The organism is Methylorubrum thiocyanatum, assembly GCA_014138645.1.
Taxonomy (GTDB): Bacteria; Pseudomonadota; Alphaproteobacteria; order Rhizobiales; family Beijerinckiaceae; genus Methylobacterium; species Methylobacterium thiocyanatum.
This window is the reverse complement of record JACJIB010000001.1, coordinates 216523-242736: the sequence shown is the minus strand read 5'-3', so window position 1 is coordinate 242736 and position 26214 is coordinate 216523. Positions and strand designations below refer to the sequence as shown.

Annotated in this window: 26 protein-coding genes; 6 read left to right on the top strand and 20 right to left on the bottom strand. The window is 69.2% G+C overall.

The genetic code is table 11. The annotated features are described in order from the left end of the window. Positions 1 to 312: 312 nt before the first annotated feature. The 3 genes from HNR51_RS01140 to HNR51_RS01130 are packed head-to-tail and all read right to left on the bottom strand — an operon-like array spanning position 313 to position 2860. Positions 313 to 1110: an ABC transporter ATP-binding protein gene (locus HNR51_RS01140; protein WP_182553733.1), complete on the bottom strand. Its 798-nt coding sequence runs from the start codon at positions 1108 to 1110 to the stop codon at positions 313 to 315. Continuing rightward, positions 1091 to 1825, bottom strand: coding sequence for an ABC transporter permease (locus HNR51_RS01135; protein WP_152276594.1), 735 nt, complete (start codon positions 1823 to 1825; stop codon positions 1091 to 1093). The genes HNR51_RS01140 and HNR51_RS01135 overlap by 20 nt, the downstream gene beginning before the upstream one ends. Positions 1826 to 1864: 39 nt before the next feature. Then, entirely contained in the window at positions 1865 to 2860 is a 996-nt protein-coding gene (locus HNR51_RS01130) for an ABC transporter substrate-binding protein (protein WP_141951107.1), read from the bottom strand. 225 nt (positions 2861 to 3085) lie between these two features. Between HNR51_RS01130 and HNR51_RS01125 the strand changes: the two genes are divergently transcribed. Then, the gene (locus tag HNR51_RS01125) at positions 3086 to 3463 is read left to right on the top strand and encodes a 4a-hydroxytetrahydrobiopterin dehydratase (RefSeq protein ID WP_012453666.1); all 378 of its coding nucleotides are present in this window, start codon (positions 3086 to 3088) and stop codon (positions 3461 to 3463) included. A 7-nt stretch (positions 3464 to 3470) separates the two neighbouring features. Here HNR51_RS01125 and HNR51_RS01120 read toward each other — a convergent pair whose 3' ends face one another. After that, positions 3471 to 4346, bottom strand: a complete 876-nt coding sequence (locus tag HNR51_RS01120; protein ID WP_182553732.1) for a dienelactone hydrolase family protein — start codon at positions 4344 to 4346, stop codon at positions 3471 to 3473. Between the two features lie 191 nt (positions 4347 to 4537). Here HNR51_RS01120 and HNR51_RS01115 point away from each other — a divergent pair, with 191 nt between their 5' ends. Beyond that, positions 4538 to 5104: a DUF1003 domain-containing protein gene (locus tag HNR51_RS01115; RefSeq protein WP_182553731.1), complete on the top strand. Its 567-nt coding sequence runs from the start codon at positions 4538 to 4540 to the stop codon at positions 5102 to 5104. A gap of 71 nt (positions 5105 to 5175) precedes the next feature. Here HNR51_RS01115 and HNR51_RS01110 read toward each other — a convergent pair whose 3' ends face one another. From HNR51_RS01110 to HNR51_RS01075, 8 genes are all read right to left on the bottom strand, one after another. Continuing rightward, positions 5176 to 6150 carry an HpcH/HpaI aldolase/citrate lyase family protein gene (locus HNR51_RS01110; protein WP_012453663.1) on the bottom strand — a complete coding sequence of 325 codons (975 nt, stop codon included), beginning with the start codon at positions 6148 to 6150 and terminating at the stop codon, positions 5176 to 5178. 135 nt (positions 6151 to 6285) lie between these two features. Continuing rightward, a complete protein-coding gene (locus HNR51_RS01105; RefSeq protein WP_152276589.1) occupies positions 6286 to 9054 on the bottom strand; it encodes a phosphoenolpyruvate carboxylase in 2769 nt (922 codons plus the stop codon). Between the two features lie 277 nt (positions 9055 to 9331). Then, positions 9332 to 10222: a succinate--CoA ligase subunit alpha gene (gene sucD / locus HNR51_RS01100; protein ID WP_012453661.1), complete on the bottom strand. Its 891-nt coding sequence runs from the start codon at positions 10220 to 10222 to the stop codon at positions 9332 to 9334. A gap of 22 nt (positions 10223 to 10244) precedes the next feature. Further along, entirely contained in the window at positions 10245 to 11417 is a 1173-nt protein-coding gene (locus HNR51_RS01095; protein ID WP_012453660.1) for a malate--CoA ligase subunit beta, read from the bottom strand. A gap of 459 nt (positions 11418 to 11876) precedes the next feature. Next, positions 11877 to 12503 carry a methenyltetrahydrofolate cyclohydrolase gene (gene fchA / locus HNR51_RS01090; protein WP_182554004.1) on the bottom strand — a complete coding sequence of 209 codons (627 nt, stop codon included), beginning with the start codon at positions 12501 to 12503 and terminating at the stop codon, positions 11877 to 11879. An 84-nt stretch (positions 12504 to 12587) separates the two neighbouring features. After that, positions 12588 to 13454, bottom strand: a complete 867-nt coding sequence (locus tag HNR51_RS01085; RefSeq protein ID WP_012453658.1) for an NADP-dependent methylenetetrahydromethanopterin/methylenetetrahydrofolate dehydrogenase — start codon at positions 13452 to 13454, stop codon at positions 12588 to 12590. A 209-nt stretch (positions 13455 to 13663) separates the two neighbouring features. Further along, a complete protein-coding gene (locus HNR51_RS01080) occupies positions 13664 to 14608 on the bottom strand; it encodes a D-2-hydroxyacid dehydrogenase (RefSeq protein WP_141951102.1) in 945 nt (314 codons plus the stop codon). Positions 14609 to 14771: 163 nt separating this feature from the next. Beyond that, positions 14772 to 15980: an aminotransferase class V-fold PLP-dependent enzyme gene (locus HNR51_RS01075; protein WP_182553730.1), complete on the bottom strand. Its 1209-nt coding sequence runs from the start codon at positions 15978 to 15980 to the stop codon at positions 14772 to 14774. Positions 15981 to 16635: 655 nt separating this feature from the next. Between HNR51_RS01075 and HNR51_RS01070 the strand changes: the two genes are divergently transcribed. The 3 genes from HNR51_RS01070 to rnhB all read left to right on the top strand — a co-directional run bounded on the left by HNR51_RS01070 (position 16636) and on the right by rnhB (position 19342). Continuing rightward, positions 16636 to 17448: a UDP-2,3-diacylglucosamine diphosphatase gene (locus tag HNR51_RS01070; protein WP_141951101.1), complete on the top strand. Its 813-nt coding sequence runs from the start codon at positions 16636 to 16638 to the stop codon at positions 17446 to 17448. A gap of 31 nt (positions 17449 to 17479) precedes the next feature. Next, complete coding sequence (locus HNR51_RS01065; protein WP_182553729.1) at positions 17480 to 18556, top strand: glycosyltransferase family 4 protein; 1077 nt, start codon at positions 17480 to 17482, stop codon at positions 18554 to 18556. An 87-nt stretch (positions 18557 to 18643) separates the two neighbouring features. Then, positions 18644 to 19342 (top strand): ribonuclease HII, encoded by a 699-nt coding sequence (rnhB, locus tag HNR51_RS01060; protein ID WP_182553728.1) that lies wholly within the window; start codon positions 18644 to 18646, stop codon positions 19340 to 19342. A 53-nt stretch (positions 19343 to 19395) separates the two neighbouring features. Here rnhB and HNR51_RS01055 read toward each other — a convergent pair whose 3' ends face one another. Beyond that, a complete protein-coding gene (locus HNR51_RS01055; protein WP_182553727.1) occupies positions 19396 to 20523 on the bottom strand; it encodes a PA0069 family radical SAM protein in 1128 nt (375 codons plus the stop codon). 167 nt (positions 20524 to 20690) lie between these two features. On the opposite strand from HNR51_RS01055, the gene HNR51_RS01050 reads away from it, so the two are divergent. Beyond that, positions 20691 to 21212 (top strand): hypothetical protein, encoded by a 522-nt coding sequence (locus tag HNR51_RS01050; RefSeq protein WP_182553726.1) that lies wholly within the window; start codon positions 20691 to 20693, stop codon positions 21210 to 21212. Positions 21213 to 21234: 22 nt separating this feature from the next. Here the strand turns inward: HNR51_RS01050 and HNR51_RS01045 are convergent, their stop codons facing one another. From HNR51_RS01045 to HNR51_RS01015, 7 genes are all read right to left on the bottom strand, one after another. Beyond that, positions 21235 to 21417, bottom strand: a complete 183-nt coding sequence (locus HNR51_RS01045) for a hypothetical protein (protein ID WP_012453650.1) — start codon at positions 21415 to 21417, stop codon at positions 21235 to 21237. A 213-nt stretch (positions 21418 to 21630) separates the two neighbouring features. Further along, positions 21631 to 21798: a 50S ribosomal protein L33 gene (gene rpmG / locus HNR51_RS01040; RefSeq protein WP_003602581.1), complete on the bottom strand. Its 168-nt coding sequence runs from the start codon at positions 21796 to 21798 to the stop codon at positions 21631 to 21633. 152 nt (positions 21799 to 21950) lie between these two features. Further along, positions 21951 to 22775 (bottom strand): 3-methyl-2-oxobutanoate hydroxymethyltransferase, encoded by an 825-nt coding sequence (gene panB, locus HNR51_RS01035; protein WP_182553725.1) that lies wholly within the window; start codon positions 22773 to 22775, stop codon positions 21951 to 21953. Between the two features lie 429 nt (positions 22776 to 23204). Beyond that, complete coding sequence (locus HNR51_RS01030; RefSeq protein WP_182553724.1) at positions 23205 to 23600, bottom strand: thioredoxin family protein; 396 nt, start codon at positions 23598 to 23600, stop codon at positions 23205 to 23207. A 33-nt stretch (positions 23601 to 23633) separates the two neighbouring features. Further along, positions 23634 to 24221: a rhodanese-like domain-containing protein gene (locus HNR51_RS01025; RefSeq protein WP_152276581.1), complete on the bottom strand. Its 588-nt coding sequence runs from the start codon at positions 24219 to 24221 to the stop codon at positions 23634 to 23636. Positions 24222 to 24244: 23 nt separating this feature from the next. Further along, positions 24245 to 25060, bottom strand: coding sequence for a quinoprotein dehydrogenase-associated SoxYZ-like carrier (locus HNR51_RS01020; RefSeq protein WP_152276741.1), 816 nt, complete (start codon positions 25058 to 25060; stop codon positions 24245 to 24247). Positions 25061 to 25116: 56 nt separating this feature from the next. Further along, complete coding sequence (locus HNR51_RS01015; RefSeq protein WP_012453645.1) at positions 25117 to 26049, bottom strand: quinoprotein relay system zinc metallohydrolase 2; 933 nt, start codon at positions 26047 to 26049, stop codon at positions 25117 to 25119. Positions 26050 to 26214: the final 165 nt, after the last annotated feature.

The following is a 26214-nucleotide window of genomic DNA, read 5'->3' as shown; positions in this document are numbered from 1 at the left end:
ACCGGGAGTCCGCTCGGAGCATGCGTGCAGAGCACTTTAATTCCTGTCTTTGGCCCGAACCTGACCTCTGTCCTATGCTGCGGTGCAAAAGCTTTAAGGCCGCCGCACACCCGTTTCCGCCGCCGTCGGCTCCGGGGAAGCCCCCGCGCGGCCGGGAATTTTTTGCATTGGCCGCTGCCGCTTATCCTTAAGGATCCGCGGCCGGAGGGAGGCATGCCTCGAAAGAGAGGGCGCGACGCCGCAGGCCGCCGCGATCCGGGCGCGACACCTCCGGGCGCCGTCGCGACGGACGCGATTCTCTCGGGCGTGATTCTACTGAGCCACGATGCCGGGGAAGCGGACGGCGAGGCTCCGGCGGGTCTCGTCGGCCCAGGCCCGGTCGCGCTCCGGGCGCGGACGGTCGAGGGGCAGGGAGGCCAGGAGGCGGGCGGGCCGCGGCGAGACTAGAAGGAGACGGTCGGCGATCTCGATCGCCTCGGCCACGTTGTGCGTCACCATCAGCACGCTGGTGCCGGAGCGGGCCACGGCTTCGACGACGAGGGCACGCAGGGAGGCGGCCGCCGCATCGTCGAGGGAGACGAAGGGCTCGTCGAGAACGAGGATGCGCGGTTCCAGCGCGAGCGCCCGCGCCAGCGCCACCCGGCGCTGCATCCCGAGCGAGAGCGCGCCGGGATAATGCGCGCGCCACGGCGCCAGCCCGAGGGAGGTGAACAGGTCGTCGAGATCGCGCGCCCGTTCCGCCCGCGGCAGGCCGAGCCGCACGTTCTGCTCGATGCTGCGCCAGGGCAGCAGCCGCGGATCCTGGAACACCATCGCCATGCCGGCCCGGGAGGGCTCGGGCGTCACCGCCCCCTCGAAGTCGCGATCGAGTCCGAGCAGGATGCGCAGCGTCGTGGTCTTGCCCGCCCCCGAAGGCCCGATCAGGCAGGTGATCTCGCCGGCCTGCAGGTCGAAGGCGAGGCCGGACACCGCCTCCACGGCTTCGGTGCCGCCCTTGCCGCCACGCTTGGCGTAGACCTTGCGGTCCACCCGCACGGTCAGGAGCGGCGCGGCGCCCCCGAGAGCGGCGGGCTCAGCGCCAGCGGCGGGCTCAGCGCCAGCGGCGGACATGGGCGTCGAGGGGCTGGAGGAGGAGGGCGTCGATGGCGAGCATCACGCTCATGAAGACGAGGCTGTAGCCGATCACCGCGGTGACGTCGAAGAGGGTGAAGTAGTAGTTGATGGCAAAACCCACCCCATTGGGTCGCCCGAGCAGCTCCACCACCAGCACGATCTTCCAGGCGAGCGAGATGCCGGAGCGCGCCGCCGCCACCATGAAGGGCTGGAGCTGCGGCAGCAGCACGTGGGCGATCCAGGTCCGCCGGTCGAAACGGTAGGTCTTCGCCATCTCCTCGAGGCCGGGATCGAGGCCGCGGGCGCCCTCGCGCATGATGACGGCGACGTTGGGCAGCTTGTTGAGCGCCACCGCGACGATGGCCGCGGTCTCGGTGAGCCCGAGCCAGACATAGGCCAGCACCGTGATGACGAGGGCCGGGGTGTTGAGGACGACGAGGAGCGGGGTGTCGAGCAGCCGGTCGGCGAGACGCGAGCGACCGAGCGCGATGCCGAGCAGCACGCCGAGGCTCATGGCGATGACGAAGGAGACCGCCACCCGGCCGAGCGTGACGCCGACATTGAAGAACAGGCTGCCGCTCTGCGCCTCGCGCAGGATGAAGGCGAGCACCGCGCTCGGCGCCGGCAGGGTCCGCGTGTCGGCATAGACGGAGACGCCCTGCCACAGGGCGAGCAGGACGGCGAGCGAGAAGAGGCGCGCGAGCAGGGCCATGCGGAAGGTCAGCGGACCGGAACCGTCATCGTGCCGACGTCAGCCATTGCCCGAGGCGTCGAGATAGAGGTCCGGCGGCAGGGTCTTGCCCACGCCGAGAAGCTGCGCGCCCGCGAGCCGGTCCAGGGCCGCGTAGATCCGCTCGCCGTCGGCACGCTCTGCGGCGATGGGCCGGCGCGGGATGCCAGCGAGGAAATCGCGCTTGAGCGTGGCGAAGGTGGCGTCGTCCTCGGCCGCCATCAGGGGCCGGACCGTCTCCCACAGGGCCGGCTCGTTCGCGAGCGCGTCCTTGGCGGCGGCAGAGGCGCGGGCGAACCCCCGCACCACCTCGCCCCGGTCCGCCACGGTGCGGCCCTCGTAGAGGTAGCCGATCAGCGAGACCGAGCCCTTGGCGCCGAAGGCCCGCATCACGTCGTCGGCCGAGATCAGCCGCTTGAAGCCCTTGGCTTCGAGGCGGGCGCAGAACTGCCAGTAGAGCAGGGCGGCGTCGAGTTCGCCGGTCTCCAGCTTCTGCGCCAGCAGCGGCGGCGCGCCGTAGGCGACCTGCGCCGCGCTCTCGACGTCGAGCCCCGCCGTCTCCCGCGCCTGCGCCTTCAGCAGGATCCAGTTCTTGTCGAGCGCCCCGCCTGCCACGCCGAGCCGCTTGCCCGAGAGGCTCTTCAGATCCGTGATCGGGCTTCCGGCGGGAACCATCAGCGCCCCCTCCGTGGTGGAGTAGGGCGAGAAGCGCACCCCCCGCCCCTCGTTGCCGAGGCGGGCGGCGAAGATCAGGTCGCCGACGATGGCATCCACCTGCCCGCCGAGGAAGGCGATGCGCGCGGCGTCGTTGCCGGCGAGCTTGACGATGTCGAGGGTGAAGCCGTTGGCCGTATCGAAGCCCCGCGCCTTGATGACCGCGGCCTCCCAGGCGGCGGTGCCGAAGGGCAGCACGCCGAGCCGGAAGGTCTCGCCCGCCGCCCGGGCGCGGCGGACCGACGGCAACGCCGCCGCCAGCGACAGAGCCGCCGTCGCGAGCATTCCGCGCCGTGACAGCATGGGCGTCCTCATGAATTGTCGGCCAGTCCGTCCCGCCTCGTCGGAGGCCGGCGTTTTCTGTTGAATTTTTTAATAGGGACTCGCCCCCGCCCCGTCCACAGCCGGTCCCGGCGTTTCCGCTGCGACATGCGGGCCTCCGCCTTCGAGAGAGGGTCCGACGGATCCCGGCTTGCGCCGCCGCCCGTCCCGACGCAGGTTTTCGCCATCCGGAAAAGGAGGGTGACGATGACGCAAGCACGCGAGGGCGTCCTCGACGACGCGACGGTGGAGCGGCGGCTGAAGGAAGAGCTGCCGCATTGGCGGCTGGAGGACGGCTGGATCCGGCGCACCTACAAGACCGCCTCGTGGAAGAGCACGCTGATGGTCATCAACACGGTGGGCCATCTGGCCGAGGCCGCGTGGCACCACCCCGACCTCACCGCGTCCTACGCCTGGGTCGAGGTCCGGCTGATGAACCACGCCGCCAAGGGGATCACCGAGAAGGATTTCTCGCTGGCAAAGAAGATCGAGGAGGTGGTGGGCTGGCAGCCGGGCACCGAGGGCGGCGCCCTCGAAGGGACGCCGAGCGATCCGCGCTTCGCCTACATCAAATACGACAAGTGAGGCGGGCTCAGGCGACGCCGTGTTGCCGGAACCAGTCCTGCAGCCGCTTCCATCCGTCCTGTGCCGGCTCCGCGCGATAGCTCGGACGATAATCGGCATGGAAGGCGTGCGGCGCCTCCGGATAGACGACGAAGTCGCAGGTCTTGCCGGCGGCCCGGCAGGCCTCCTTCATCCGGTCGATCGTCGCGACCGGAATCCCTTGATCGGCCCCGCCGTAGAGGCCGAGCACCGGCGCCTTGAGATCGGCGGCGACGTCGACCGGGTTCTTCGGCATCAGGTCCGAGGCGTCGCCGACGAGGCGCCCGTACCAGGCGACACCCGCCTTCACGCCCGGATTGTGCGCGGCGTAGAGCCACGTGATGCGTCCGCCCCAACAGAAGCCGGTGATCCCGAGACGCGTCGTGTCGGCCTTGCCGGTCGCCTTGGCGAAGGCGACGGCCGCGTCGAGGTCGCTCATCACCTGGGCGTCGGGCACCTTGGAGACGACCTCGCTCACGATCTGCTGGATGTTGGCCAGCCGTGAGACGTCGCCCTGCCGGGCATAGAGCTCGGGTGCCAGGGCGAAATAGCCGAGCTTGGCCAGCCGGCGGCACACATCCTTGATGTGCTCGTGCACGCCGAAGATCTCCTGCACGACCAGGATCGTCGGGAAAGGCCCGCCCTCCGCCGGCATGGCCCGGTAGGCGGGGATCGCGCCGTCCCGGGTCGGGATCTTCACCTCGCCGGCGGTCAGCCCGTTCGTGTCCGTGGTGATGGTGCTCTGCGCCGCGACGGGCTGCACGGCCATCGCGAAGCCGGTGGCGAGGCTCGTGGCGATGACAGTACGGCGCGACAGGGTCGTCTGAGCCGCCAGGCTGCGAAGGTCGGCATCGAACGCGGTCATGCACGTCTCTCGAGGGTGAGATCGTTGAGCGGGCCGTCGCCCGACGGCAGAGTTAGGGCGCGCTTCTGAAGCGGGGATCCCGGCCCGCGGAAAAGGTGGGCCCCGGCAGAGCAACATGGTTTCGCCCGCCGCCACGGGATCACCCCGCGGCTCGGGCCGGTTGCTCCGTCACCGTCCTCCTGAGAACCGTCATGACGCCAAGGCTAGACGAACAGGGCAGCCCGGCCGCACGGACGACTTATCGGCCGCCTCAGCCGGAAGGGTTGGCGCCCGCGCTCCTGCGCAACATCCGGACGCTGCAGGAGCGCCGAAGCGCTGCCGACCGGGACGCCTCGTTGCAGGATCGCATCGCCGAGACGATCACGCGGTTCACGGGCAGTATGGCGTTCGTCACCCTGCACGTCGTGCTGTTCGGCTTCTGGACCCTCGTGAATACCGGGCTGTTGCCGATCCTGCCGAAATGGGACGCGTCCTTCGTCATCCTCGGGACCTCGGCATCGGTGGAGGCGATCTTTCTCTCGACTTTCGTGCTGATCAGCCAGAACCGTATGGCCGCGGCGGCCGACAAGCGCGCCGATCTCGACCTGCACATCAGCCTCCTGGCCGAGCACGAGGTGACGAAGCTCGTCGCGATGGTGTCGGCGATCACCGAGCGGATGGGCATCGAGACGGTCGCCGATCCGGAAGTCGGCGAACTCAGCCAGGATGTCGCGCCCGATGCCGTCCTCGACGCGATCGAGCGGCACGGCCGCGCCTGACGCCCAGGCCCGTTCCAAAAGAAAATGGCCGGGCGAACCCGGCCATTCTCCACTCTACCTGAGGAAGGCGATCACTTGCCGCCCATCGCGTCGGCCTTCTGAATCAGCGCCTCGGCCATGCGGATCGAGGCGATGTCGATGAGGCGGCCGTCGAGCGAGACGGCGCCGCGGCCGGCCTTGGCGGCCTCTTCCATGGCCTCGAGGATGCGGCGGGCCTTGGTGACCTCGGCCTCGGAGGGGGTGAAGACCTCGTTGGCGAGATCGATCTGCGAGGGGTGGATCGCCCACTTGCCCTCGAAGCCGAGCGCGGCGCAGCGACGGGCGGCGGACTTGTAGCCGTCCGGATCGGAGAAGTCGCCGAACGGGCCGTCGATCGGGCGCAGGCCGTAGGCGCGGCAGGCCACCAGCATCCGGTTCTGGGCGAACAGCCACGGATCCTGCCAGTGGGTCTCGCGGTTGCCGGCCTCGTCCTTGTCAGTGAGCACCGAGTAGTCGGGGTTCACGCCGCCGATCACGGTGGAGCGGGCGCGGGTCGAGGCGGCGTAGTCGGCGACACCGAAGGACATCGCCTCAAGACGCTTGGAGGAAGTAGCGATCGCCTCGACATTGGCCATGCCGAGCGCGGTCTCGATCAGCACCTCGAAGCCGATCTTCTTCTCGCGCTTCTTGGCCTGCTCGATCTGCGTCGTCAGCACGTCGATGGCGTAGACGTCGGCCGGCACGCCGACCTTCGGGATCAGGATCATGTCGAGGCGCGGGCAGGCCTCCACGATGTCCACCACGTCGCGGTACATGTAGTGGGTGTCGAGACCGTTGATGCGGATCATCATGGTCTTGTTGCCCCAATCCAGGTCGTTCAGCGCCTGGATGATGTTCTTGCGGGCCTGCTCCTTGTCATCGGGGGCGACCGCATCCTCGAGGTCGAGGAAGATCACGTCGGCCTTCGAGGCGGCGGACTTCTCCATGAAGGTCGGGTTGGAGCCGGGAACCGCGAGTTCCGAGCGGTGCAGGCGCGGCGTGGCCTGCTGGATCAGGGTGAAGCTCATCGGAAGTCCTCCGTTCTTTGAGACCGTCTTGTCGTGCGCGCGGTCACTTTCACAAATTGCGTGCCGCGCTTCTATCTCGCGCGCCCGGCCCGGCCGTCCAGCCGGGTCCGAGACACGTCGCCGAGATTGTATGCATTATCCAGTCGCGCCGAAGCCGACAGCGATGCAGTTGATCGAGAGCAGCAGAGCGGACTTCACCGCCTCGCGCTTGTCCTCATCGGTTTCGCTGCGGTAGCGGCGCAGCAGCTCGACCTGTTCGCGGCTGACCTGGTTGATGGTCGGCAGCCGGCCGCGCAGGCGCTCGCTGAATTGCGGGAACCGCTGGGCGAGTTCGCCGTCGCCGGAGACCCGCAGCACCATCTCCCGCGTCAGCGCGTATTCCCGCTCGATCATGCCGAAGATGCGGGCGCGGATGCCCTCATCCTCGACGAGGCCGGCATAATCGCGGGCGATCTCCAGATCGACCATCATCAGCGTCTTCTCGACCTCGTCGAGAACGAGGCGGAACACCCGGCACTCCCGGAACATGCGCTTCAGCAAGGCTTCGCCCTGCGCGCCGCGCACGTCGATGAAGCTCTTCAGCCCCGAGCCGACGCCGTACCAGCCGGTGATGACGTGTCGGTTCTGCGACCACGCGAACACCCAGGGGATGGCGCGCAGATCCGAGAGCGACTTGGCGCCAAAGCGCCGGGCCGGGCGCGATCCGATGTTCAGTAGCGCGATCTCGTCGAGGGGGCTGGCCGCCTGGAAGTAATCGACGAGGCCGTCCGCCTGGAGCAGATTGACATAGGCCGCCCGCGAGGCGCCGGAGAGCGCCTCCAGCGCATCGTCGAGTTCGGCGCGCGAGCCGTTGCCGTTGCCCTCCGAGAGCAGGGCGTGCTCGAAGACCGAGGCCGCCAGCAGCTCCATCTGGTAGGAAGCGGTGCCGCGGTTGGCGTATTTGAACGAGACGACCTCGCCCTGCTCGGTGATGCGGAAGCGTCCCTGGATCGAGCCCGGCGGCTGGGCGGCGATCCCGCGATGGGTCGGCACGCCGCCGCGGCTCACCGAGCCGCCGCGTCCGTGGAAGAAGGCGATCGGCACGCCGAGATGGTTGCCGAGAACGGTCAGCCGCACCTGCGCCTTGTACAGCTCCCAGTTCGAGGCGATGAAGCCGCCATCCTTGTTGGAGTCCGAGTAGCCGATCATCACTTCCTGCACCCCGCCCTGCCAGCGGGTGGAGCGGCGCACCACGGGGATGCCGAGCAGCTCCTTCATGATGGTCGGCGCGGCGCGCAGGTCGTCGATGGTCTCGAACAAGGGCACGATCGGCAGCGGGCAGATCTCGGTGCCGGTCGCGTCGAGGAAGATGCCGGCCTCCTTGGCCAGCAGGTAGGCGCCGAGCACGTCCACGGTCGAGCGCGTCATCGACAGGATGAAGGCGCCGAACGCCTCGCGGTCGAGGGTGTCGCGCATCTCGCCGACCAGGGCGAAGGTGGCGAGCGTCTCGCGCGCGTCGTCGGGCAGGCGGTCGGCGAAGTCCTCGAACGAGGTCTCCGGCGTCCGCGGCCGGGCGAGTTCGGTGAGCAGCCACTCCTTCCAGGCCGGCGCATCGAGCGCCGGCGGCTCGCGGTCGCCGTTGCGCAGCTTCCACAGCGCGTGCAGCGTCTTGGTGGTGCGGGTCGAGTTCTCGCGCAGATCCAGCCGCACGGTCGAGAAGCGGAAGATCTCGACCATCCGCCGCACGGGGCGCACGATGTCGGTGGCGAGCGCGCCGCATTTGGCGTCGGCCAGCCCCTTCTCCAGGGTGCGCAGGTCGTTGATGAGCCCGTCCGCGCTCGGATAGTCGGGCCCGACCGAGCGGGCGCCCTTGTTGCGGGCGATGGTGGCTTCGAGCTTGCGCAGGACGCAGGTGAGGAACTGGCGGTAGGCCTCGCCGGGATTGCGGTTGGCGATGGCGCGCCCGTCGCCGGACTCGGCCAGCATGTGGGCGAGTTCCTGGCGGAACGCCTCCGGCACCGGCAGCGAGCGCTCGGTGATCGACAGCACCCGGCCGAGATGGGTGATGCCGTCGCGGTAGCGTCGCAGGCTGGCCAGGGCGTTGCGCTGGAGCGTTTCGCGGGTGACGCTGGCGGTGACGTAGGGGTTGCCGTCACGGTCGCCGCCGATCCAGCTTCCGAACTGGAAGAAGGGCGGCACCTCGAAGGTCTCGTCGGGATAGTACTGGGCGAGGCTCTCCTCGAGGGAGACCATCACCTCCGGCAGCATCTCGAACAGGGTCTCGTCGAAGAAGTGCAGCCCCCAGGCGACCTCGCGTTCGACGGTGGCCTTCTCCAGATGCAGCTCGCCGGTCATCCAGATCAGCTCGATCTGGTCGCGCAGCTCGTTCATCAGGCCGTTGCGCTCGCGCTCGGTCCAGCGCGGCAATTCCAGCTCGCGCAGGACGAGGTAGATCCGGCGCAGCTTCTCCAGCACCGTCACCCGCTTGCCCTCGGTGGGATGGGCGGTGATCGTCGGGCGGATGCGCAGGTCCTTGAGCAGCGCGTGGATCTGCTGGGGGCCGATGCCGCGGGCGGAGGCTTCCGCCAGAACCTTGGCGAAGGAGCCGTTCAGCGCTTCGCGGCCCTGGTCGCGCTCGACGTGGCGGCGACGGCGCATGGCCGCGTTCTGCTCGGCGATCGAGACGAGCTGGAACCAGATGCCCTGCACCTGCAGCGCGCGGGCGAGCATCTCCGGCGTGAAGGAGGAGATGTCGGCGCGTCCGTGCAGCACGTCCTCCAGCTCGGGGTCGTGGCGGCGGGCCACGTCGAGCAGGGCGTGAAACAGGATCTCGAGGGCGTCCTCGGTAGCCGTGCCGGTGATGACCGGCGGCGCGAAGGTCGAGTCGGTCGCGGCTGACGGCCGGGCGTGCAGCGTCTTGGTCATGGGATCCCCCCTGGCGAGGTTCTTTTTGGGGAGGCCCGCAGGCTCACGCCTGCGGTGCACGAATCAATTCGGTCGACAGGGCCCCCTCCCCCCGCAGGCCGAAGCACGGAGATTCCAGGCTCGTTCGCTCCCATCCTCGCCCTCATCCTGAGGTGCTGGAGCACAGCGGAAGCCTCGAAGGATCGTCCAGGGATCGCGCGGGATCTGGAGGATCCTTCGAGGCCGCTGCGCGGCACCTCAGGATGAGGCGCTGCAGGGAAGAGCGGCGCTGGTGGCGTTACGCCGCGCGGGCGAGCACGTCGGCGACGGTCTGGCCGAAGGAGCCCGGATCCGGCGCCACGGTCAGGCCGTAGGAGCGCATGATCTCGGCCTTCTCCGCGGCGCTGTCGCCGGTCGCCGAGATGATCGCACCGGCATGCCCCATGCGGCGGCCCTTCGGCGCCGTGAGGCCGGCCACGAACCCGATCACCGGCTTCGAAAAATTCTCCTTGATCCAGGCGGAGGCCTCGGCCTCCTGCGGACCGCCGATCTCGCCGATCATCAGCACGGCCTCGGTCTCCGGATCCTGCTCGAACAGGGCGAGGTGGTCGAGGAAGGACGAGCCGTTGATCGGGTCGCCGCCGATGCCGACGGAGGTCGAGATGCCGATGCCGAGTTCCTTCATCTGGGCGGCGGCCTCGTAACCCAGCGTGCCGGAGCGGGAGATCACGCCGACCTTGCCCGGCAGGTAGATGTGGCCGGGCATGATGCCGAGCATCGACTTGCCGGGCGAGATGATGCCCGCGCAGTTCGGGCCCACCACCATCGTGCGCTTCTCTTTCGGGTAGCGCCGCAGGTAGCGTTTCACCCGCATCATGTCCTGGGCGGGGATGCCGTCGGTGATCGAGCAGACGAGCCTGAGACCGGCATCGGCCGCCTCCATGATCGCGTCCGCCGCGAAGGGGGGCGCCACGAAGGTGATCGAGGTGGTGGCGCCGGTGGCCTCGACGGCCTCCTTGACGGTGTTGAACACCGGCACGCCGCAATGGGTCTTGCCGCCCTTGCCCGGGGTGACGCCGCCGACGACGTTCGAGCCGTAGGCGATCATTTCCTTGGCGTGGAAGGTGCCCTTGTCGCCCGTGATGCCCTGGACGAGGATCGGGGTCTTCTCGTCGATGAGAATGCTCATGGCGTGATTCCTCCCCCGTCTATCAGTGCTTGGCGCCGCGGCAGGCTTCGACGGCCTTGCGCGCGGCTTCCGTGAGAGTGTCGGCGGTGATGAGGTCGAGCCCGCTCTCGGCGAGGATCTTCTTGCCCTCCTCGACATTCGTGCCGGCGAGACGCACCACCAGGGGCACGTCGATCTTCACCTCGCGCGCGGCCTTCACCACGCCCTCCGCGACCCAGTCGCAGCGGTTGATGCCCGCGAAGATGTTGACGAGGATCGCCTTCACGTTGCGGTCCGAGAGCACCAGCCGAAAGGCCGTGGCGACGCGGTCGGGCGAGGCGCCGCCGCCCACATCCAAGAAGTTCGCCGGCTCACCGCCCGCGTGCTTGATCATGTCCATGGTCGCCATGGCCAGACCCGCGCCGTTGACGATGCAGCCGATCTCACCGTCGAGGCCGATATAGCTGAGGTTGTGCTCGGCGGCCTGGGCCTCGCGGGGATCGCCCTGGGACGGGTCGTGCATGTCCGCGATGTTGCGGCGGCGGAACAGGGCGTTGTCGTCGAAGGACATCTTGGCGTCGAGCGCCAGAACCCGGTCGTCCTTGGTGACGACGAGCGGGTTGATCTCCAGCATGGTGCCGTCGCAGTCGCGGAACGCCCGGTAGGCGTTCATGATGGTCTTCACCGCGGCCGAGACCTGCTTGATGTTGAGGCCGAGCTGGAACGCGATCTCGCGGGCCTGGAACTGCTGCAGGCCGACGGCCGGCTCGACCACGACCTGGATCAGCGCCTCCGGCTCCTTGGCGGCGATCTCCTCGATATCCATGCCGCCGCGCTGGGAGGCGATGACGCGGACGCGCTCGGCCTTCCGGTCGAGGACGTAGCCGAGATAGAGTTCGCGCTCGAAGGGGTCGGCCGTCTCGACATAGACGCGCTGGACCGGCTTGCCCTCGGGGCCGGTCTGGAGCGTCACGAGGCGTTTTCCCAGCAGATCGCGGGCCGCATCGCGCACCTCGTTGTAGGTGCGGCAGAGCTTGATCCCGCCCGCCTTGCCGCGGGCGCCGGCATGGATCTGAGCCTTCACCGCCCAGAACGAGCCGCCGAGTTCGGTCGCCGCGTAGACCGCCTGGTCCGGGCTGAAGGCCACGGCGCCCTTCGGGACGGCGACCCCGAAGCTCGCGAGCAGCTCCTTGGCTTGGTACTCGTGAACGTCCATCGAGACCTCCTTCGCGTTTCCTGCTTTTTTCGTTGGGCCAACCTTCGCGGAAAAATTACTTTTCGGGAAGCGGGTCAGCTCTCAATTTTTTCTTTTTTGGTACTTTAGTTTGCTTGCCCGTCAGAGACTTAGCGGGCTTCTAAACTGAGGATCGCGCGGCGCGGGCACCGGGTGTATCAACGCGCGTCCTGCCCTCGCCCTCATCCTGAGGTGCCCGCGTGAGCGGGCCTCGAAGGAGCGTCCGGAAAGCGCGCGGGCCCTGGAGCATCCTTTAAGGCCGCTTCGCGGGACCTCAGGATGAGGGGCAGGGTTGGACGGCGGAGATCGGCTCTCGGTTCTTGCGCCCCGTCATTGCAAGGCGGAGCCGAAGCAAGTCAGGGCTCCGCCGTCTCCGAACTCCGTCGCGTCCCTGGATCGCTTCGCGTCCGCCCACGAGGACGGCGGGAGGACGCGTAGGTCTCAGTTCACCTTGGCCTTCACGACCGCATAGACGCGCTCGTTGATCGCGCCAGCCTCGGCGAGCAGGGATTCCAGTTCCTTCAGCCGCTCCTCGGCGAAGGCGCGGTCGTCCAGGCCCTTGGCGTTGACGTAGACGTTGAGCGCCGCCGAGCGCAGACCGGCATAGGCGGAGAGCACGGCGACACCGGCATCCGAGATCACGTTGAGATTGCCCTTCTCGGCGGCGATCTCGGCCAGATCGATCACTTCGCGGCAGACGCGGCAGCAGGCGAGCGGCACGTCGGTCGCGGTCTTGAGAACCTGTTGGATCTTGGCCGCACGCGCCGCCTTCTCCTCGTCGGTGGTCTTCGGCAGCCCGTAGGCGCCCATCACCGCGTCAAAGGCCTCGACGTCGTCGGCGATCATGCCGGTGAGGGTCTTCCGCAGAGCCTCGGACTTCTCCAGCACCTGCTTCAGGTCGGCCTCGACCTCGACGTACTTCTTCTTGCCGATGGTGAGGTTGCAGACCATCGAGACCAGAGCCGCGCCCATGGCGCCGGAGATCGCGGCGGCCCCGCCGCCGCCGGGGGTCGGGGCCGAACTCGCCAGACCGTCGAGGAAGGTTTCGATCGTCTCGTTCGCGGCCATGGCTTCCTTGCCCTGTCGGTTCTTGTTGATTTGCATGAGCGGCGCCGGCCCGAGACCAGCGCCGCCCGGATCGTCCGTGGAGCGTCAGGCCATTTCCTTGGCGAGCTTGTAGATCTCCTCGGCGTCGAAGACGCCTTCGCTCGACTCGAACAGCTTGGCTATGCAGGCGCGGTGCAGCTTGAGCTTCAAGCCGCCGATGCCGAGCGCACCGAAGGCGCGCTTTCCGCCATACTCCTTGCCCTTGTCGGTCGCGTCGATCCCGCCGATGCCCAGCGGCGGCTGGGCGTTGTAGTCGGCCACGATCTCGACCGAACTCTCGTTCTGCCACGCCGCCTGCGGCAGCAGTTCGAGGCCGATCGCACCGGCGGTGAAGACGAGATGGGCGCCCTTGATCACCTCCGAGCGCGAGGCGTCGTCCGGGGTCTCGGCCGCGGTGACGTTCACCTTGAAGCGCTTGTTCACGGAATCGGCTGCGGCCTGCGCCTTGTCGAGCTTGCGCCCGCACAGCACGACCTCGGCGCCCTCGCCGGCGAGCAGCGCCGCCGAGCGCATGCCGACCGGGCCGGTGCCCGCGAGCACCACGGCCTTCTTGCCCTTGACCGAGCCGCCCGCCGCCTTGACGACGAGCGCCACGCCGGCCGCGGCGGTGGTGTTGGAGCCGTTCGAATCCAGCATGCAGGAGACGCGGAACGGGCCGAAGAAGCGCTTCTTCACCGCCTCGAACACCCGCTCGCCGGCAGCCATGTCGCCGCCGCCGACGAAGATCGCCGTCGACTGCTTCTCCTTGCCGCCGCGGGTGTAGATCGTGCCGTCGACATAGGCGCCGACATTGTCGGGCGTGACGTTGCCGTAGCCGGTGATGTGGTCGGCACCGCCGTCATAGCCGACGACGACGTCGAACACGCTCGGCGTGGGATCGGTGTCGAACTGGAAGAGAAGCTTCTTGGACATGGTTCCTCTGAGATCCCGTGTCCGCGCGCGGCGCGGAGCGCTTCCTTAAGTGGCACCGGGGCCACCCATTCAAACCCGTCATTCCGGGGCGCTGATCAGCGAATCCGGAATCCACCCTCGATGCGACGACGAGCAGCGATCCGTCATGCCGCGTCGTGGAGTCCGGGTTCCGCTGCGCGGCCCCGGACTGGCGACCGGGTGGGCCGCCCTTACGCCTCGACGACGTTCTGCGGCTTGCCCGCCACGAACGCCTCGACGTTGTCCACGAGCTGGTCGGCGAGGATCTGCATCGCCTCCTTGCTCGCCCAAGCGACGTGCGGGGTGACGATCAGGTTCGGCAGGTCGGCCTCGCACAGGATGTTGCCGTCCTTCGGAGGCTCCTGGGCCACCACGTCGAAGCCGGCGCCGCCGATGGTGCCGTCCTTGAGCGCCTGGAGGAGGGCCGCCTCGTCCACCAGCCCGCCGCGGGCCGTGTTGATGAGGATCGCGGACTTCTTCATCTTCTTGAGCTGCTCGGCCCCGATCATGTTCTTGGTGTCGGGGGTCAGCGGCACGTGCAGCGTGATCACGTCGGACTGGGTGAGGATCGTGTCGAGATCGACGAGCCCGTCCTGCGGGAAGACGTCGAAGGCCAGCACCTTCATGCCGAGCGCCTCGGCCCGCTTGGCGATCGACTTGCCCAGCGCCCCGTAGCCGATGATGCCGAGCGTCGAGCCGGCGATGTCGTAGATCGGGTAATCGAAGTAGCAGAACTGCTTCGACTTGTTCCAATCACCCCGGCGGACGGAATTGGCGTAGGGCACGATCGCCCGGCGCAGGGCGAACATCAGGCCGACGACGTGCTCGGGCACGGTGTTGAAGGCGTAGTTGCGGATGTTGACGACCGTGATGCCCTGGGCTTTCGCCGCGGCCTTGTCGACGACGTCCGTGCCTGTGGCGGCCACCGCGATCAGCTTCAGGTCGGGAAGCTGCTTCAGCGTGTCGGCGCGCATCGGCACCTTGTTGATCAGCGCGATCTCGGCGCCCTGGAGGCGCTCGACGATCTCCTCCGGCGTCCAGGTCGACTCGTATTCCTTGTACTCGTGCGGGAAGTTGAATTCGCGCACGGTCGCATCGAGCGACTCGCGATCGAGGAAGACGACTTTCTTTGCCATTCTGGACCCCTTCCGGATCGACCGGCGGGCGTAACGCCGGCCCCGTTTCCTCACTGTCTCGAAGCGTCTCCCGCGTCGGCACCGGCAAGCCGGACCGTCCGCGGGGCGCCTTTCTCACCTTAGCGGAAGCGGCGCCGTTGGAACCGGCGCCGCTCACCAAAAATCAGGACTTCGAGAGGGGGTTCTCGCGCAGGTAGCTGGAGGCCGCGGCCACGCCCGAACCCGGCGTCACGTTCACGCCGTTGTCGAGCAGCGACATCTCGGCACCGGCGATCGCGCCGAGCAGGGACAGCTCGTTCAGGTCACCGACATGGCCGATGCGGAACACCTTGCCCGCGACCTGCGAGAGCCCGGCGCCGAGCGCGAGGTTGTAGCGCACATAGGCGTGCTTGATGATCTTGGCCGCGTCCACACCCTCGGGCGCCAGGATGGCGGTGACGGTGTCGGAGTTCCACTCCGGCGACTTGGCGCAGGTCTTCAGGCCCCAGGCCGCGACGGCCTGGCGGGTCGCCTCGCCGAGCACGGCGTGGCGGTGGTAGACGTTCTCCAGGCCTTCCTCGAACAGGCAGGCGAGGGCTTCGCGCAGGCCGTAGAGCAGCGGCAGCGGCGGGGTGTAGGGGAAGTAGCCGGACGGGTTCTGCTTCTTGTGGTCTTCCCAATCGAAGTAGACGCGGGCGAGCCGGTCGTTGCGGCCGGACTGGCCTTCGGCGGCCTTGAGCGCCTTCTGGCTGACGCAGATCACGCCGAGGCCGGCGGGCAGCATCAGGCCCTTCTGGGAGCCGGCGATGGCGCAATCGACCTTCCACTCGTCGGCGTAGAACGGCAGCGAGCCGATCGAGGACACGCCGTCGACGAACAGCATGGCCGGGTGGCTGGCGGCGTCGATCGCCTTGCGCACGGCGCCGATGTTCGAGGTCACGCCGGTCGCGGTCTCGTTATGGACCACCATGACGGCCTTGATCTCATGATTCTTATCGGCGCGCAGGGCCTCCTCGATCTTCTCGGGCTTGGCGCCGGTGCCCCACTCCTCCTCCTGGACGATCACGTCCAGGCCGAGGCGCTGGGCCATGTCGATCCAGAGATGGCTGAACTGGCCGTAGCGCGAGGTCAGCACCTTGTCGCCGCGGGCGAGGGTGTTGGTCAGCGCCGATTCCCAGATGCCGGTGCCGGAGGCCGGGAACAGGAAGATCGTGCCCTCGGTCGAGCCGAACACCTTCTTGGTGTCCTCGAACAGCGGCTTCGTCAGGGACGGGAAATCGACCGAGCGGTGATCCTCGGACTGCACCATCATGGCGCGCATCACCCGGTCCGGGATGTTGGTCGGACCGGGAACGAACAGGTGGTTGCGTCCCGGACGTCTCGTTGCCGCCATGAGAATTTCCTCCAATCAAGTCGTTCTGGGCAGGTTAGGCCTTCGTGGCCGCGATCCCGCCCGGTTCTGGTAGCGGGTGCGAGCCCGCCGCGAAACGTCTTCAAGCCTCGCCGCTGTCCGCGAAAAGGCCTCCCGCGGGCCGGGACCATAGCACTGCGATGTCGGATCGTTGATCGTCCCGGAGCGGCGAAGCGGCCAGCATGCCGTTCGCGTCGCGGCGCGTGCAGCCGCGCCGGTCGCCTCCAAAGGACCGAACCCTCGATGCGTCAGCTTCGCGCCGCATTCAAGCGCGCTCCCGCTGATTGTCCAGCGCTCCCATCCGTCGCGGCCATTCCCGCACCTCTGCCGGGTGCTGCCGCGCCGGCACGAGGCACGCGCGGCGGATGACCTTGGCCGCCGTTATGCCCGCCCCGCCAGGGAATGGAAAACGGAAAAAACTGAACTGAAAAACAAAAAGATTTTCGTATGCACGGGCCGCGGGCAGGGTCTGCGGCAGAGCGCATCCGGGGCCGGCCGGGTCGCCGGACGGCCCAGGGCGCGCACCGGAGCGCGCACCGGGGCGCGGCACGATGGTGCACCCTCCCGTCATCAAACTGAGATCGGAATGGGTTTTGGCTCTCCCCGTCGCGGGCGGTTGCAGGGAGCCGGAGCGCCAGTGTCACAGGATCCGGAATCGACCATCCGCGTTCGGACGCTCTTCCTGTCCGATCTCCATCTCGGCACCAAGGGCTGCCAGGCGGCCCTGCTTCTCGACTTCCTGCGCGACGTCGATGCCGACACGATCTACCTCGTCGGCGACATCGTCGACGGCTGGCAGCTCCGCTCCGGCTGGTACTGGCCGCAGGCGCACAACGACGTCGTGCAGAAGCTGCTGCGCAAGGTGCGCAAAGGCGCCCACGTCGTCTACGTGCCCGGCAACCACGACGAGTTCCTGCGCGACTATATCGGCATGACCTTCGGCGGCGTCGAGATCGCCGACAGCCGGGTCCACGTCGCGGCCGACGGCAAGCGCTACCTCGTCATCCACGGCGACCAGTTCGACATGGTGGTGCGCCACTCCAAGTGGCTCGCCCATCTCGGCGACTGGGCCTACACCACGGCGCTCGCCGTCAACACGGTGGTGAACCGCGTGCGCCGCCGCCTCGGACTGGCCTACTGGTCGCTCTCGGCTTGGGCGAAGCTCAAGGTGAAGAACGCGGTCAACTTCATCGGCCAGTTCGAGACCTTCCTGGCGAGCGAAGCCCGGCGCCAGGGGGCGGATGGGGTGATCTGCGGCCACATCCACCACGCCGCGCACCGCGAGGTCGAGGGGCTGACCTACCTCAACACCGGCGACTGGGTGGAATCCTGCACCGGCATCGTCGAGCATTACGACGGCCGGATGGAGGTGCTGCACTACCCGACCATGCTGCGCGAGCGCCGCGCCGCGGAGAGCTTCGAGCCCGAGATCCGCCGCGCCGTCGCCTGAGCCGAGCGATGAGATCCCCCATGAGGCCGGAATGAGGCTGCTGCTCGCCACCGATGCGTGGCACCCGCAGGTCAACGGCGTGGTCCGCTCCGTGGAGCGCATGGCCGAGGCCGCCGCCGGCCTCGGCGTCGAGCCGCTGATGCTGACGCCGGCCGACTTCGCCTCGCTGCCGATGCCGGGCTATTCCGAGATCCGGCTCTCCCTCGTCACGCGGGGCCGGGTGCTCGCCCGCTGGGAGCAGATCGCCCCGACCCACGTGCACATCGCCACCGAGGGGCCGATCGGCCACGCCGTGCGCGCCGCCTGCCTCGCCCGCGGGCAGGCCTTCACCACGAGCTACCACACCCGCTTCCCCGAATATCTCGCCGCCCGCGCCCCCGTGCCGGAGGCCTGGAGCTACGCGTGGCTGCGCCGCTTCCACGCCGCGGCGAGCGGCACCATGGTCAGCACGCCCTCGCTGGAGCGGGAGCTTGCGGGCCGCGGCTTCACCCGCCTGATGCGCTGGACCCGGGGCGTCGACACCGACCTGTTCCGCCCCCGCGGCGAGGACACCGGAGCCGACCTCTTTCCGCACCTGCCCCGGCCGATCTTCCTCTCGGTCGGGCGGCTGGCGGTGGAGAAGAATCTCGCTGCCTTCCTCGCCCTCGACCTGCCGGGCTCCAAGGTGGTGGTCGGCGACGGACCGGATCGGGCCCGGCTCCAGGCGCTGGCGCCCGACGCCCATTTCCTCGGCGCGCTCACCGGCGAGGCGCTGGCGCGGGTCTATGCCGGCGCCGATGCCTTCGTGTTCCCGAGCCTCACCGACACCTTCGGCATCGTGCTGCTCGAAGCCCTGGCCTCGGGCCTGCCGGTCGCGGCCTTCCCCGTCACCGGTCCGCTCGACGTCATCGGCGGTACGGGGGCCGGCGCCCTCGACACGGATCTGCGCGCCGCCGCTCTCGCCGCGCTCGCGATCCCGCGGGAGCGCTGCCGGGCGGAGGCCCTGCGCTACACTTGGAGTGAGAGCGCGCGCCAGTTCTACGACAACATCGCGACCGCCCACGCGCTCGGGCCGATGCACCGCGCCGCCCGCCCCCCGAACGGTGCCGCCCTGCCCCGCCCGGGCTGATTCTTTTCCGTCACAGCCCTCCTTGTCCGCAGGGCGTTCGCCGCCCGCGGGATGACGGGCACGCGCGGGGATGCGAGGGTCCGCGCCATGGCCCCTCGACCGAAACCCACACAAGCCCCGTCTCCCAAAACCTTGCCCCCGAAAGCCCTGCGCCCGTTCGATCCGGCGCGCGCGGCGACCTATCCGGCGGTGATCGGCTGCGACGAGGTCGGGCGCGGCGCCCTGTGCGGGCCGGTGATGGTGGCCGCGGTCTGGTTCGATCCCCTCGCCTTTCCCGCGGAGATCCTGGCCCGGCTCGACGACAGCAAGCGTCTCGACCGCGCGACCCGCGAGGCTCTGACGCCGCTGATCCGGGCGCATGCGCGGGTCTCGCTCGCGGCGGGCTCGCGGGCCTTGGTGGACCGGGTGAACGTACGCGGGGCGACCCTCGATGCCATGCGCCGGGCGGTCGCCGGGCTCGGCCTCGACGCCGCCGTGCTGGTGGACGGGCGCGACGCGATTCCCGGCCTGGTCCAGCCCTGCCGCGCGGTGGTGGGCGGCGACCGTCTCGTGCCGCAGATCGCCGCCGCCTCCATCGTCGCGAAGACGTGTCGCGACGACCTGATGCGCCGGCTGGCGCTGCGACACCCGGCCTATGCCTGGGAGCGCAATGCCGGCTACGGCACCGCCGCCCACCTCGCAGGGCTGACCGCGCAAGGGCGCAGCCCGCATCACCGCGTGAGCTTCACGGGACGCTTCGCGGCCGCGGGCGTCGTGTCAGGTTCGTCACGTAGCTCCAACGACTGAAGTGCCCCTCCCCGCAAGCGGGGAAAGGGAGGCACTCTCAACACGCAGTGCCCTCAAAACAGCGCGAGTTGGTCCCCCGCCGCCTCCGGCCTGCGAAACAGCGCCGTCGTCTGGCGGAGTGGCTCGTCGGAGTAGCCGAGGCGGCGCTTGGCCAGGGCGAACCGGCTTCGGATCAGATCGGCGTAGGGGCCCTGGCCGATCATGCGGGTGCCGAAGGCGGCGTCGTAGGTCTTGCCGCCGCGGGCCCCGCTCAGGAGCGAGAAGACATGCGCCTTCCGCCCCGGATAATGCTCGGTGAACCAGTCGCCGACGAGGTCGTCGAGTTCGTGCGGCAGGCGCAGCAGCACGTAGCCGGCCTCCCGCGCCCCCGCCGCCCGGGCCGCTTCCAGGATCGCCTCGATCTCGTGATCGTTGAGCGAGGGGATGACGGGAGCGGTCAGCACCATCACCGGCACGCCCGCTTCGCTCAAGGCGCGGATCGCCTCCAGGCGCTTGCGCGGATGCGGCGCGCGGGGCTCCATGCGGCGGGCCAGATCCGGATCGAGGGTGGTGACCGAGATCGCCACTTTCACGAGATCCTGCGCCGCCATCGCCGCGAGGAGGTCGCGGTCGCGCAGGATCAGGTTCGACTTGGTGACGATGCCGACCGGATGGCGGAAGCGGGCCAGCACCTCCAGCACGGAACGGGTGAGGCCGTGGCTGCGCTCGATCGGCTGGTAGGGGTCGGTCGCGGTCCCGAGCGCGATGGTCCGCGGCCGGTAGCCGGGAGCCGACAATTCGCGCTCCAGAAGGGCCGCCGCGTCGGGCTTCGCGAACAGCCGCGTCTCGAAATCGAGCCCCGGCGAGAGGCCGACATAGCCGTGGTTCGGCCGGGCGAAGCAGTAGATGCAGCCGTGCTCGCAGCCGCGATACGGGTTGATCGAACGGTCGAACGAGATGTCGGGCGAGGCGTTGCGCGTGATGATGTGGCGGGCGCGCTCCGGCGTCACATCGGTGCGCCGGGCGCCCGCCGCCTCCTCCGGCCAGCCATCGTCGAAACCCTCGCGCCGGGTCGCCTCGAAACGCCCGTCCGGATTGGCCGTCGCCCCGCGCCCGCGCCGCGCCTCGGGCGCGATCCGCGCGCCCTCCATCCGGCCCCGAGACGGCGTTCGTTCCTCACCCACACCCGATCCCCTCGCCATGCCAGCGCTCCGCTCGCCCCTGCCATAGGAACAAATAGAGAACATGGAAAGCGCGAATGCACAAGTTTGATGCAGGCGCGGGCTTTGTCGGCCTTTCCGGGCGCGTCTTCGGGAATGGTCGTGCAACGAATGCTTTGCAGCCGCGGAAAATCGGTTATTCGCCCGGCATGATCTCCGGCCTCATCCACGTGGCGCGCTCCTCCGACCCGGCTGCGATCGAGTGCCTCGCCGACACGCTGAGCGCGCTCGTCGCGGGCGTGGCGGCCGGGCTCGTGGGCGATGCGGTGATCGTGACGGCGGAGGCCTGCCCCGCCCTGGAGACCGTGGCCGAGGGCAGCGGCGCCACCCTGGTGGTGTGCCCGCCCGGCGCGAACCCGTGGGGCGCGGGGGCCAAGGCGGCGCGGCGCGAGTGGCTGCTGTGCCTGGAGCCGGGCGACATCCCGGCCGAGGGCTGGATCCGCAGCCTGGACCGGTTCGTCGGCACCGCCCGACCGGACATCGCCCTCGGCCGGATGCGGCGGGCGCACGCGGCCTTGCCGGACCGGATCGCCGCGCGGGGGGAGCGCGTCGTCGGCGCCCGCGGGCCGCGGGCGGGCGACGTCGTGCGGCGGGCGCACCTGCTCACGGGCCTGCCGTTCTCGCCCCGCCTCACGGTACGGATGCTGTCGGTCCGGCTCGACCGCGCCTGACCGCGGCCCGGATGAATCGGGATCAGCCGACCCGGAACCACGTCGGCGCGGCGCGCACCAGCACCATCAGCGCGGCCGCGGCGAGCGCGGCGCTGATGGTGATCTCGGCCGAATGCGCGTAGCCGGCGCGGTCGAGGGCCGTAGCGGCGGAGGCGATCGTCAGCGCGATGCCGGCGGGAACAAGATGCGAGGCAGAGGCGTTCATACCTTTCGGTCTACACGATCTCGCTTGCACGGGGATGGCCTCGACGCCGCGGCGGCGTGACAAAATCCCGCGAGGGTGATCGCCCGGCGCCTCGTCCCACGCGTCCAATTCCCATGCCTCTCCCATGCCTCGAACGCAAAAGGCCGCCCCGTCACCGGAGCGGCCTCGAACCATCCGCGAAGGGATGGAAGCGAAAGCGGGATCGAGCCCTGCTTACTTGATCTTGGCTTCCTTGAACTCGACGTGCTTGCGCGCGACCGGGTCATACTTCTTCATGACCATCTTCTCGGTCTGCGTGCGGGAGTTCTTCTTCGTGACGTAGAAGTAGCCCGTATCGGCGGTCGAAACGAGGCGGATCTTGACGGTAACGGCCTTGGCCATGGCTGGGCGCTCCTAAAGCGGGTCGAGGGGCGATTCGCTGGTGGCGCGCCAGCGCGGGCGAAACGCAAAAGGCCGGGAAGCCCCGGCCGAATTCCGGCGCGGTCAATGCCCGATGAGGCCGGTTTCGTCAAGCCGCCAGCGGCCCGGCGCCTTCACCGCGGCGGGTAGGTGTGCCCGTCCGCCGGGAAGCGGCCCGCCAGGACCTCGTCGGCATAGGCGCGCACCGCCTCCTCGATATGGGCACGCAGCGAGCCGTAGCTCTTGACGAATTTCGGCACCCGGTCGCTCAGGCCCAGCATGTCCTCGAGCACGAGGATCTGCCCGTCGCAGGCGGCGGTGGCGCCGATGCCGATGGTGGCCGCGCGGATCGACGGATCGGTGGCGATGGCCCGGGCCACCGGCTCGACGATGCCCTCCATAACGATGGCGAAGGCGCCCGCCTCGCTGATCGCCCGGGCATCCGCCCGCAGGCGGTCCTCGTCGCCGGCCCCGTGCCCCTGGACCTTGAAGCCGCCCATGGTGTTCACGGATTGGGGGGTGAGGCCGATATGGCCCATCACCGGCACGCCCCGCTCGGTCAGGAAGGCGACCGTCTCGGCGAAGCGTGCCCCGCCCTCCAGCTTGACCGCCCCGGCCCCCGTCTCCTTGAGGACGCGGGCGGCGTTGAGGAAGGCCTGCTCGCGGCTCGCCTCGTAGGAGCCGAACGGCATGTCGACCACGACCAGGGCGCGCGCGGTGCCGCGCATCACCGCCTGGGCCTGGAGGATCATCATTTCCAGGGTCACCGGCAGCGTCGATTCCATCCCATGCATGACCATGCCGAGGGAATCGCCCACCAGCACGAAGTCGCAGTAGGAATCGACGATGTTGGCGGTGTGCGCGTGGTAGGCGGTGAGCGCGATGATCTTGCGCCCCTCGGCCTTGCGCTTGATCAGATCGACCGCCTGCAGACGACGGGTGTGGACGACCTGCGACATGGCTCGTGATCCGGAAGGCTAGCGATCCCGGGAGCGTCCGGCGGGCCGGACGCGGCGTGACGGAACGCCTCTATAAGCCCGTTCGTCCCTCGCCAAAGGGGCATATGGGCCGGTTCCGGTGGATCGGAAGGAAGTGTCACGGCGAGAAGGGGCACCCGGAGGGGCAAGGCCTTCTCCTGCGGCGACGATCCGGTTCCCTCACGCCATGGCCACCGGGAGCGGCAGCCGACGGCACTGTAAGATCTGGTTCGGTCGTCGCCTCTGCCCTTTTCGGGCCTTTCCTCCCTAGACTTCGAGCCGCCTCCGGGCTTGCCGTTTTTCCGCCACATCCGGGCCGGTGTCAATGGCACGGATGGACGGTCGAGGCGATTGAGATTGCTGCCGTTTCAGCCGTGCTGACCGGCCTCCGCAAATTGTGGCGGAATCGTGTCACAGCGCCCTTTCGAGGAGTTGCTCGATCCATTCCGCCTGGGTCTCGCCGACGGAGCGGGCCACCTCGGCGGCGCCCTTGTAGACGATGAGCGTGCTCTGCATCTGCGCCCCGAACCGGCGCACGAGGTCGCGCTGGCTGTCGAAGTCGATCGTGAAGATCGCAAGGTTCTTGAAGCGCGGATCGGCGGAGAACGTCGCCAGGATCGGCTTCTGCGCCCGGCAGATCGGGCACCAGGGCGCCGAGATCTGCACGAGGATGGGGCGCCCCTCGGCCTGCGCCGCCGCGAAGGCTGCCGGGTCGAAGGCGACGGGGGCGGCGGCCTGTCCGGCAGCGGGCAGGCCGCCCGCCATGAGCGCGGCCGCGAGGACGAGGACGTGGCGGCGGGTCGTCATCGGTTCATCCTCACGGCGTCTCGCGTCGCGGCCTCAGCGCTGGGCCGCACGCTCGCTGGCGGCGGCCATCCAGGCCGGGTCGGGCCGGGCGACGGCGGTGTCGTGATCGTCCTGCCAGCCCTCGACGCCGAGGGGGAACCAGTGGACGCGGCTGTAGCCGGCCGCGACCAGCCGCTTGCCCGCGTTCCAGCTGCCCCAGCATTCCGGCCGGCAGAAGGTCACGATCGGCTTGGCTTTGTCCCCGCCGGTCAGCGCGGCGACCCGCGCGAGGAAGGCGTCCTCCTTCTCCGGCGCGAGCGGCGCGGCGCCCGCCCCCGGCATCCAGACCGCGTCGGGGATCGAGCGGTGGGTCGGCAGCCAGGGCCGGTCGGCGGGCAGGCCCGCCGGCCGATGGTCGGCGAGCACCACGTCGATGAGAACCGGCCGCTCCGGCAGCAGCGCCTCGAGGCCCTTCAGGTCGATGACCGTCGCGCCCTTGAGGGTCGCCGGCGTGTAACCCCGCGGCGGCCCGGTGTAATACCCCTCCGGCTCCGGCACGTTGACCGGCGAATCGGCGGGACCGGCCGCGCCGAGCATCAGGCCCAGCGCGGCGAGCGCCGCGCCTCTCGCAATCACCCGCATCCGCATCGACATCCCCACCGGCGTCAGTTGCTGGCCGAGGGAACCGGGAAGCTGTGCTCCCAGCGCCCCTCCTGGTTGTCGGAGGCCACGACCTTGAGCGAGCCTTGCCCCTCCGGCTTGAAGGCGAAGTTGATGACCGGGTTCGAGGCGATGGAGATGTCGCCGTCGAGGTGGAACACGAGCTTGTCGCCGTAGGTGACGTCGAGCTTCTGGATGTAGCGGGCCGGGGTGTAGTCGCGGGTGAGCTGGTTCATCTGCATCCCGGAGAAATTCGGGTGGCGCACCATCAGCGTCGCCTCGGCCGGCTTGCCCGGCTGGACGTCGCCGACGAACTTCATGCGCATCTCGCCCATGCCCTTCATCGCCTCCTCGTCGCTCATGCCCATCGGCGCCGAGCAGCCGCCCGAGGCTTTGACGAACTTCGCCGATTCGAGGAGCCGCCCGTCCTTGGTCTCCACCACCGCGTGGACGTTGGTGTAGTTGTTCACCCGCACCCGCATCTTGATCTCGCCCGGATCGGCCGCCGGCCCGAAGGTGAAATGCGCCGCGTAGGGCGAGGGGTTGTCGTCGATGATGAAGTAGAGGCCCTTGACGCTGTCCTTGTCGGCGAGCGTCAGGCCGATCGGCACCAGGGCGGCGTCGAGGGCGCGGGCGGGGGCGTCGATGGTCACGGCGCTCGGGCTGGCCTCGACCTTGCGGTCGCCGAAGATCGACGCCTTGATCTCGGACCAGCGGGCGGCGCGCTCCTCGTCAGTATCGGTGGCGCCGGCCCTCACTGGGGCCGGCGCGAGCGCGGCGGCCGAGAGCGTGAGGCTGAGGGCGAGCATCAGGCGTTTCATGACAGGGCCTTTCATGGCGTGTCTCCTTCCGGCGAATCCCCCGAACCGTGCGGCGGTCATTCCCATTCGAGTTCTTGGTAGGCCTGGGTGACGTTGCGGCCGTTATAGGTGTCGAACAGCGCCCACCTGTCCTTCTCCCCCAGCGCCACGCTCTGGACCGCGGCCTCGATCGGCACGCCGGAGGCCACCGCCTTGCGGGTCTCGTCGCGCAGCGCCGTGAGATAACGCGCGAGATCGGCCATCGCGGGGGCGAAGGCGACGCGGGTCGGGCCGTGGCCCGGCACGGCATCGGCGGCGCCCATCGCCTTCAGACGCTCGATCTCCTTGAACCAGCCGAGCAGGCTGCCGTCGAGCGAGGGGATGCGGCCGACGAAGAGCAGGTCGGCCGGGAACAGCAGGCCGCTGCCGGTATCGAGCATCGACAGGTCGCAGCTGGTGTGGGCGCTGCCGTGGGCCGTGAGCCGCAGGGTCCGGTCGCCGAGATCGATCTCCGCGCCGTCCTTCACCTCCATCGTCGGATAGACCACCTCCCCCGCCTTGTCTTCGCCGAGGATCTCGGCGAGGCGCTGGCGGTAGAACGCGCCCCGGGCATCGAGCGCCCCGCGCAAGGCGGCGTGGCCGACGAAGGTCGGGTTGTCGCCGCGGAAGGCGGCGGCGCCGAAGACGTGGTCGGGATGCACATGGGTGAGCATCACGTAGCGGATCGGCTTGTCCGTGCGCCGGGCGATTTGTTCGCGCAGCCATTGCCCGTCGGCGAGGCTGCCGCCGGATTCGGTGACGAGCACCCCGTCGCGGCCGACGATGAAGCCGATATTGGCGATGCCGTCGGCGTTCTCGGGGGTCGCCTCGGCATCGGGGCCGCGCCGGATGAAGGTGCCGGGCGCGACCTCCTCCATCGACAGCGCGTCGACGGCGAAGCCCGGCCGCGGCAGGCAGCACAGGCAGAACCCGCCGAACAGGGCGGCGCGGCGCGTGACGGACGCGCTCAACGCCCGCCTCCGGCCGGCTCGCAGTTCCGGCGTGCAAGGGCCGCCATCGGCCGATCCTCCCGGCGAATTTATCGATATAGTGCAAACCATCTAGTAGGTAGATTTTTGGTGCGTCAAGTGCCACCATCACCCAGCGTACGGGTCCGTCGCGATCACGTGATCGAC

Excerpts from the sequence above, each read along its gene's own strand:
- HNR51_RS01140 (WP_182553733.1), bottom strand. The coding sequence starts at position 1,110 with ATGTCCGCCGCTGGCGCTGAGCCCGCCGCTGGCGCTGAGCCCGCCGCT.
- HNR51_RS01135 (WP_152276594.1), bottom strand. The coding sequence starts at position 1,825 with ATGGCCCTGCTCGCGCGCCTCTTCTCGCTCGCCGTCCTGCTCGCCCTG.
- HNR51_RS01130 (WP_141951107.1), bottom strand. The coding sequence starts at position 2,860 with ATGCTGTCACGGCGCGGAATGCTCGCGACGGCGGCTCTGTCGCTGGCG.
- HNR51_RS01125 (WP_012453666.1), top strand. The coding sequence starts at position 3,086 with ATGACGCAAGCACGCGAGGGCGTCCTCGACGACGCGACGGTGGAGCGG.
- HNR51_RS01120 (WP_182553732.1), bottom strand. The coding sequence starts at position 4,346 with ATGACCGCGTTCGATGCCGACCTTCGCAGCCTGGCGGCTCAGACGACC.
- HNR51_RS01115 (WP_182553731.1), top strand. The coding sequence starts at position 4,538 with ATGACGCCAAGGCTAGACGAACAGGGCAGCCCGGCCGCACGGACGACT.
- HNR51_RS01110 (WP_012453663.1), bottom strand. The coding sequence starts at position 6,150 with ATGAGCTTCACCCTGATCCAGCAGGCCACGCCGCGCCTGCACCGCTCG.
- HNR51_RS01105 (WP_152276589.1), bottom strand. The coding sequence starts at position 9,054 with ATGACCAAGACGCTGCACGCCCGGCCGTCAGCCGCGACCGACTCGACC.
- sucD (WP_012453661.1), bottom strand. The coding sequence starts at position 10,222 with ATGAGCATTCTCATCGACGAGAAGACCCCGATCCTCGTCCAGGGCATC.
- HNR51_RS01095 (WP_012453660.1), bottom strand. The coding sequence starts at position 11,417 with ATGGACGTTCACGAGTACCAAGCCAAGGAGCTGCTCGCGAGCTTCGGG.
- fchA (WP_182554004.1), bottom strand. The coding sequence starts at position 12,503 with ATGGCCGCGAACGAGACGATCGAAACCTTCCTCGACGGTCTGGCGAGT.
- HNR51_RS01085 (WP_012453658.1), bottom strand. The coding sequence starts at position 13,454 with ATGTCCAAGAAGCTTCTCTTCCAGTTCGACACCGATCCCACGCCGAGC.
- HNR51_RS01080 (WP_141951102.1), bottom strand. The coding sequence starts at position 14,608 with ATGGCAAAGAAAGTCGTCTTCCTCGATCGCGAGTCGCTCGATGCGACC.
- HNR51_RS01075 (WP_182553730.1), bottom strand. The coding sequence starts at position 15,980 with ATGGCGGCAACGAGACGTCCGGGACGCAACCACCTGTTCGTTCCCGGT.
- HNR51_RS01065 (WP_182553729.1), top strand. The coding sequence starts at position 17,480 with ATGAGGCTGCTGCTCGCCACCGATGCGTGGCACCCGCAGGTCAACGGC.
- rnhB (WP_182553728.1), top strand. The coding sequence starts at position 18,644 with ATGGCCCCTCGACCGAAACCCACACAAGCCCCGTCTCCCAAAACCTTG.
- HNR51_RS01055 (WP_182553727.1), bottom strand. The coding sequence starts at position 20,523 with ATGGCGAGGGGATCGGGTGTGGGTGAGGAACGAACGCCGTCTCGGGGC.
- HNR51_RS01050 (WP_182553726.1), top strand. The coding sequence starts at position 20,691 with ATGATCTCCGGCCTCATCCACGTGGCGCGCTCCTCCGACCCGGCTGCG.
- HNR51_RS01045 (WP_012453650.1), bottom strand. The coding sequence starts at position 21,417 with ATGAACGCCTCTGCCTCGCATCTTGTTCCCGCCGGCATCGCGCTGACG.
- rpmG (WP_003602581.1), bottom strand. The coding sequence starts at position 21,798 with ATGGCCAAGGCCGTTACCGTCAAGATCCGCCTCGTTTCGACCGCCGAT.
- panB (WP_182553725.1), bottom strand. The coding sequence starts at position 22,775 with ATGTCGCAGGTCGTCCACACCCGTCGTCTGCAGGCGGTCGATCTGATC.
- HNR51_RS01030 (WP_182553724.1), bottom strand. The coding sequence starts at position 23,600 with ATGACGACCCGCCGCCACGTCCTCGTCCTCGCGGCCGCGCTCATGGCG.
- HNR51_RS01025 (WP_152276581.1), bottom strand. The coding sequence starts at position 24,221 with ATGCGGGTGATTGCGAGAGGCGCGGCGCTCGCCGCGCTGGGCCTGATG.
- HNR51_RS01020 (WP_152276741.1), bottom strand. The coding sequence starts at position 25,060 with ATGAAACGCCTGATGCTCGCCCTCAGCCTCACGCTCTCGGCCGCCGCG.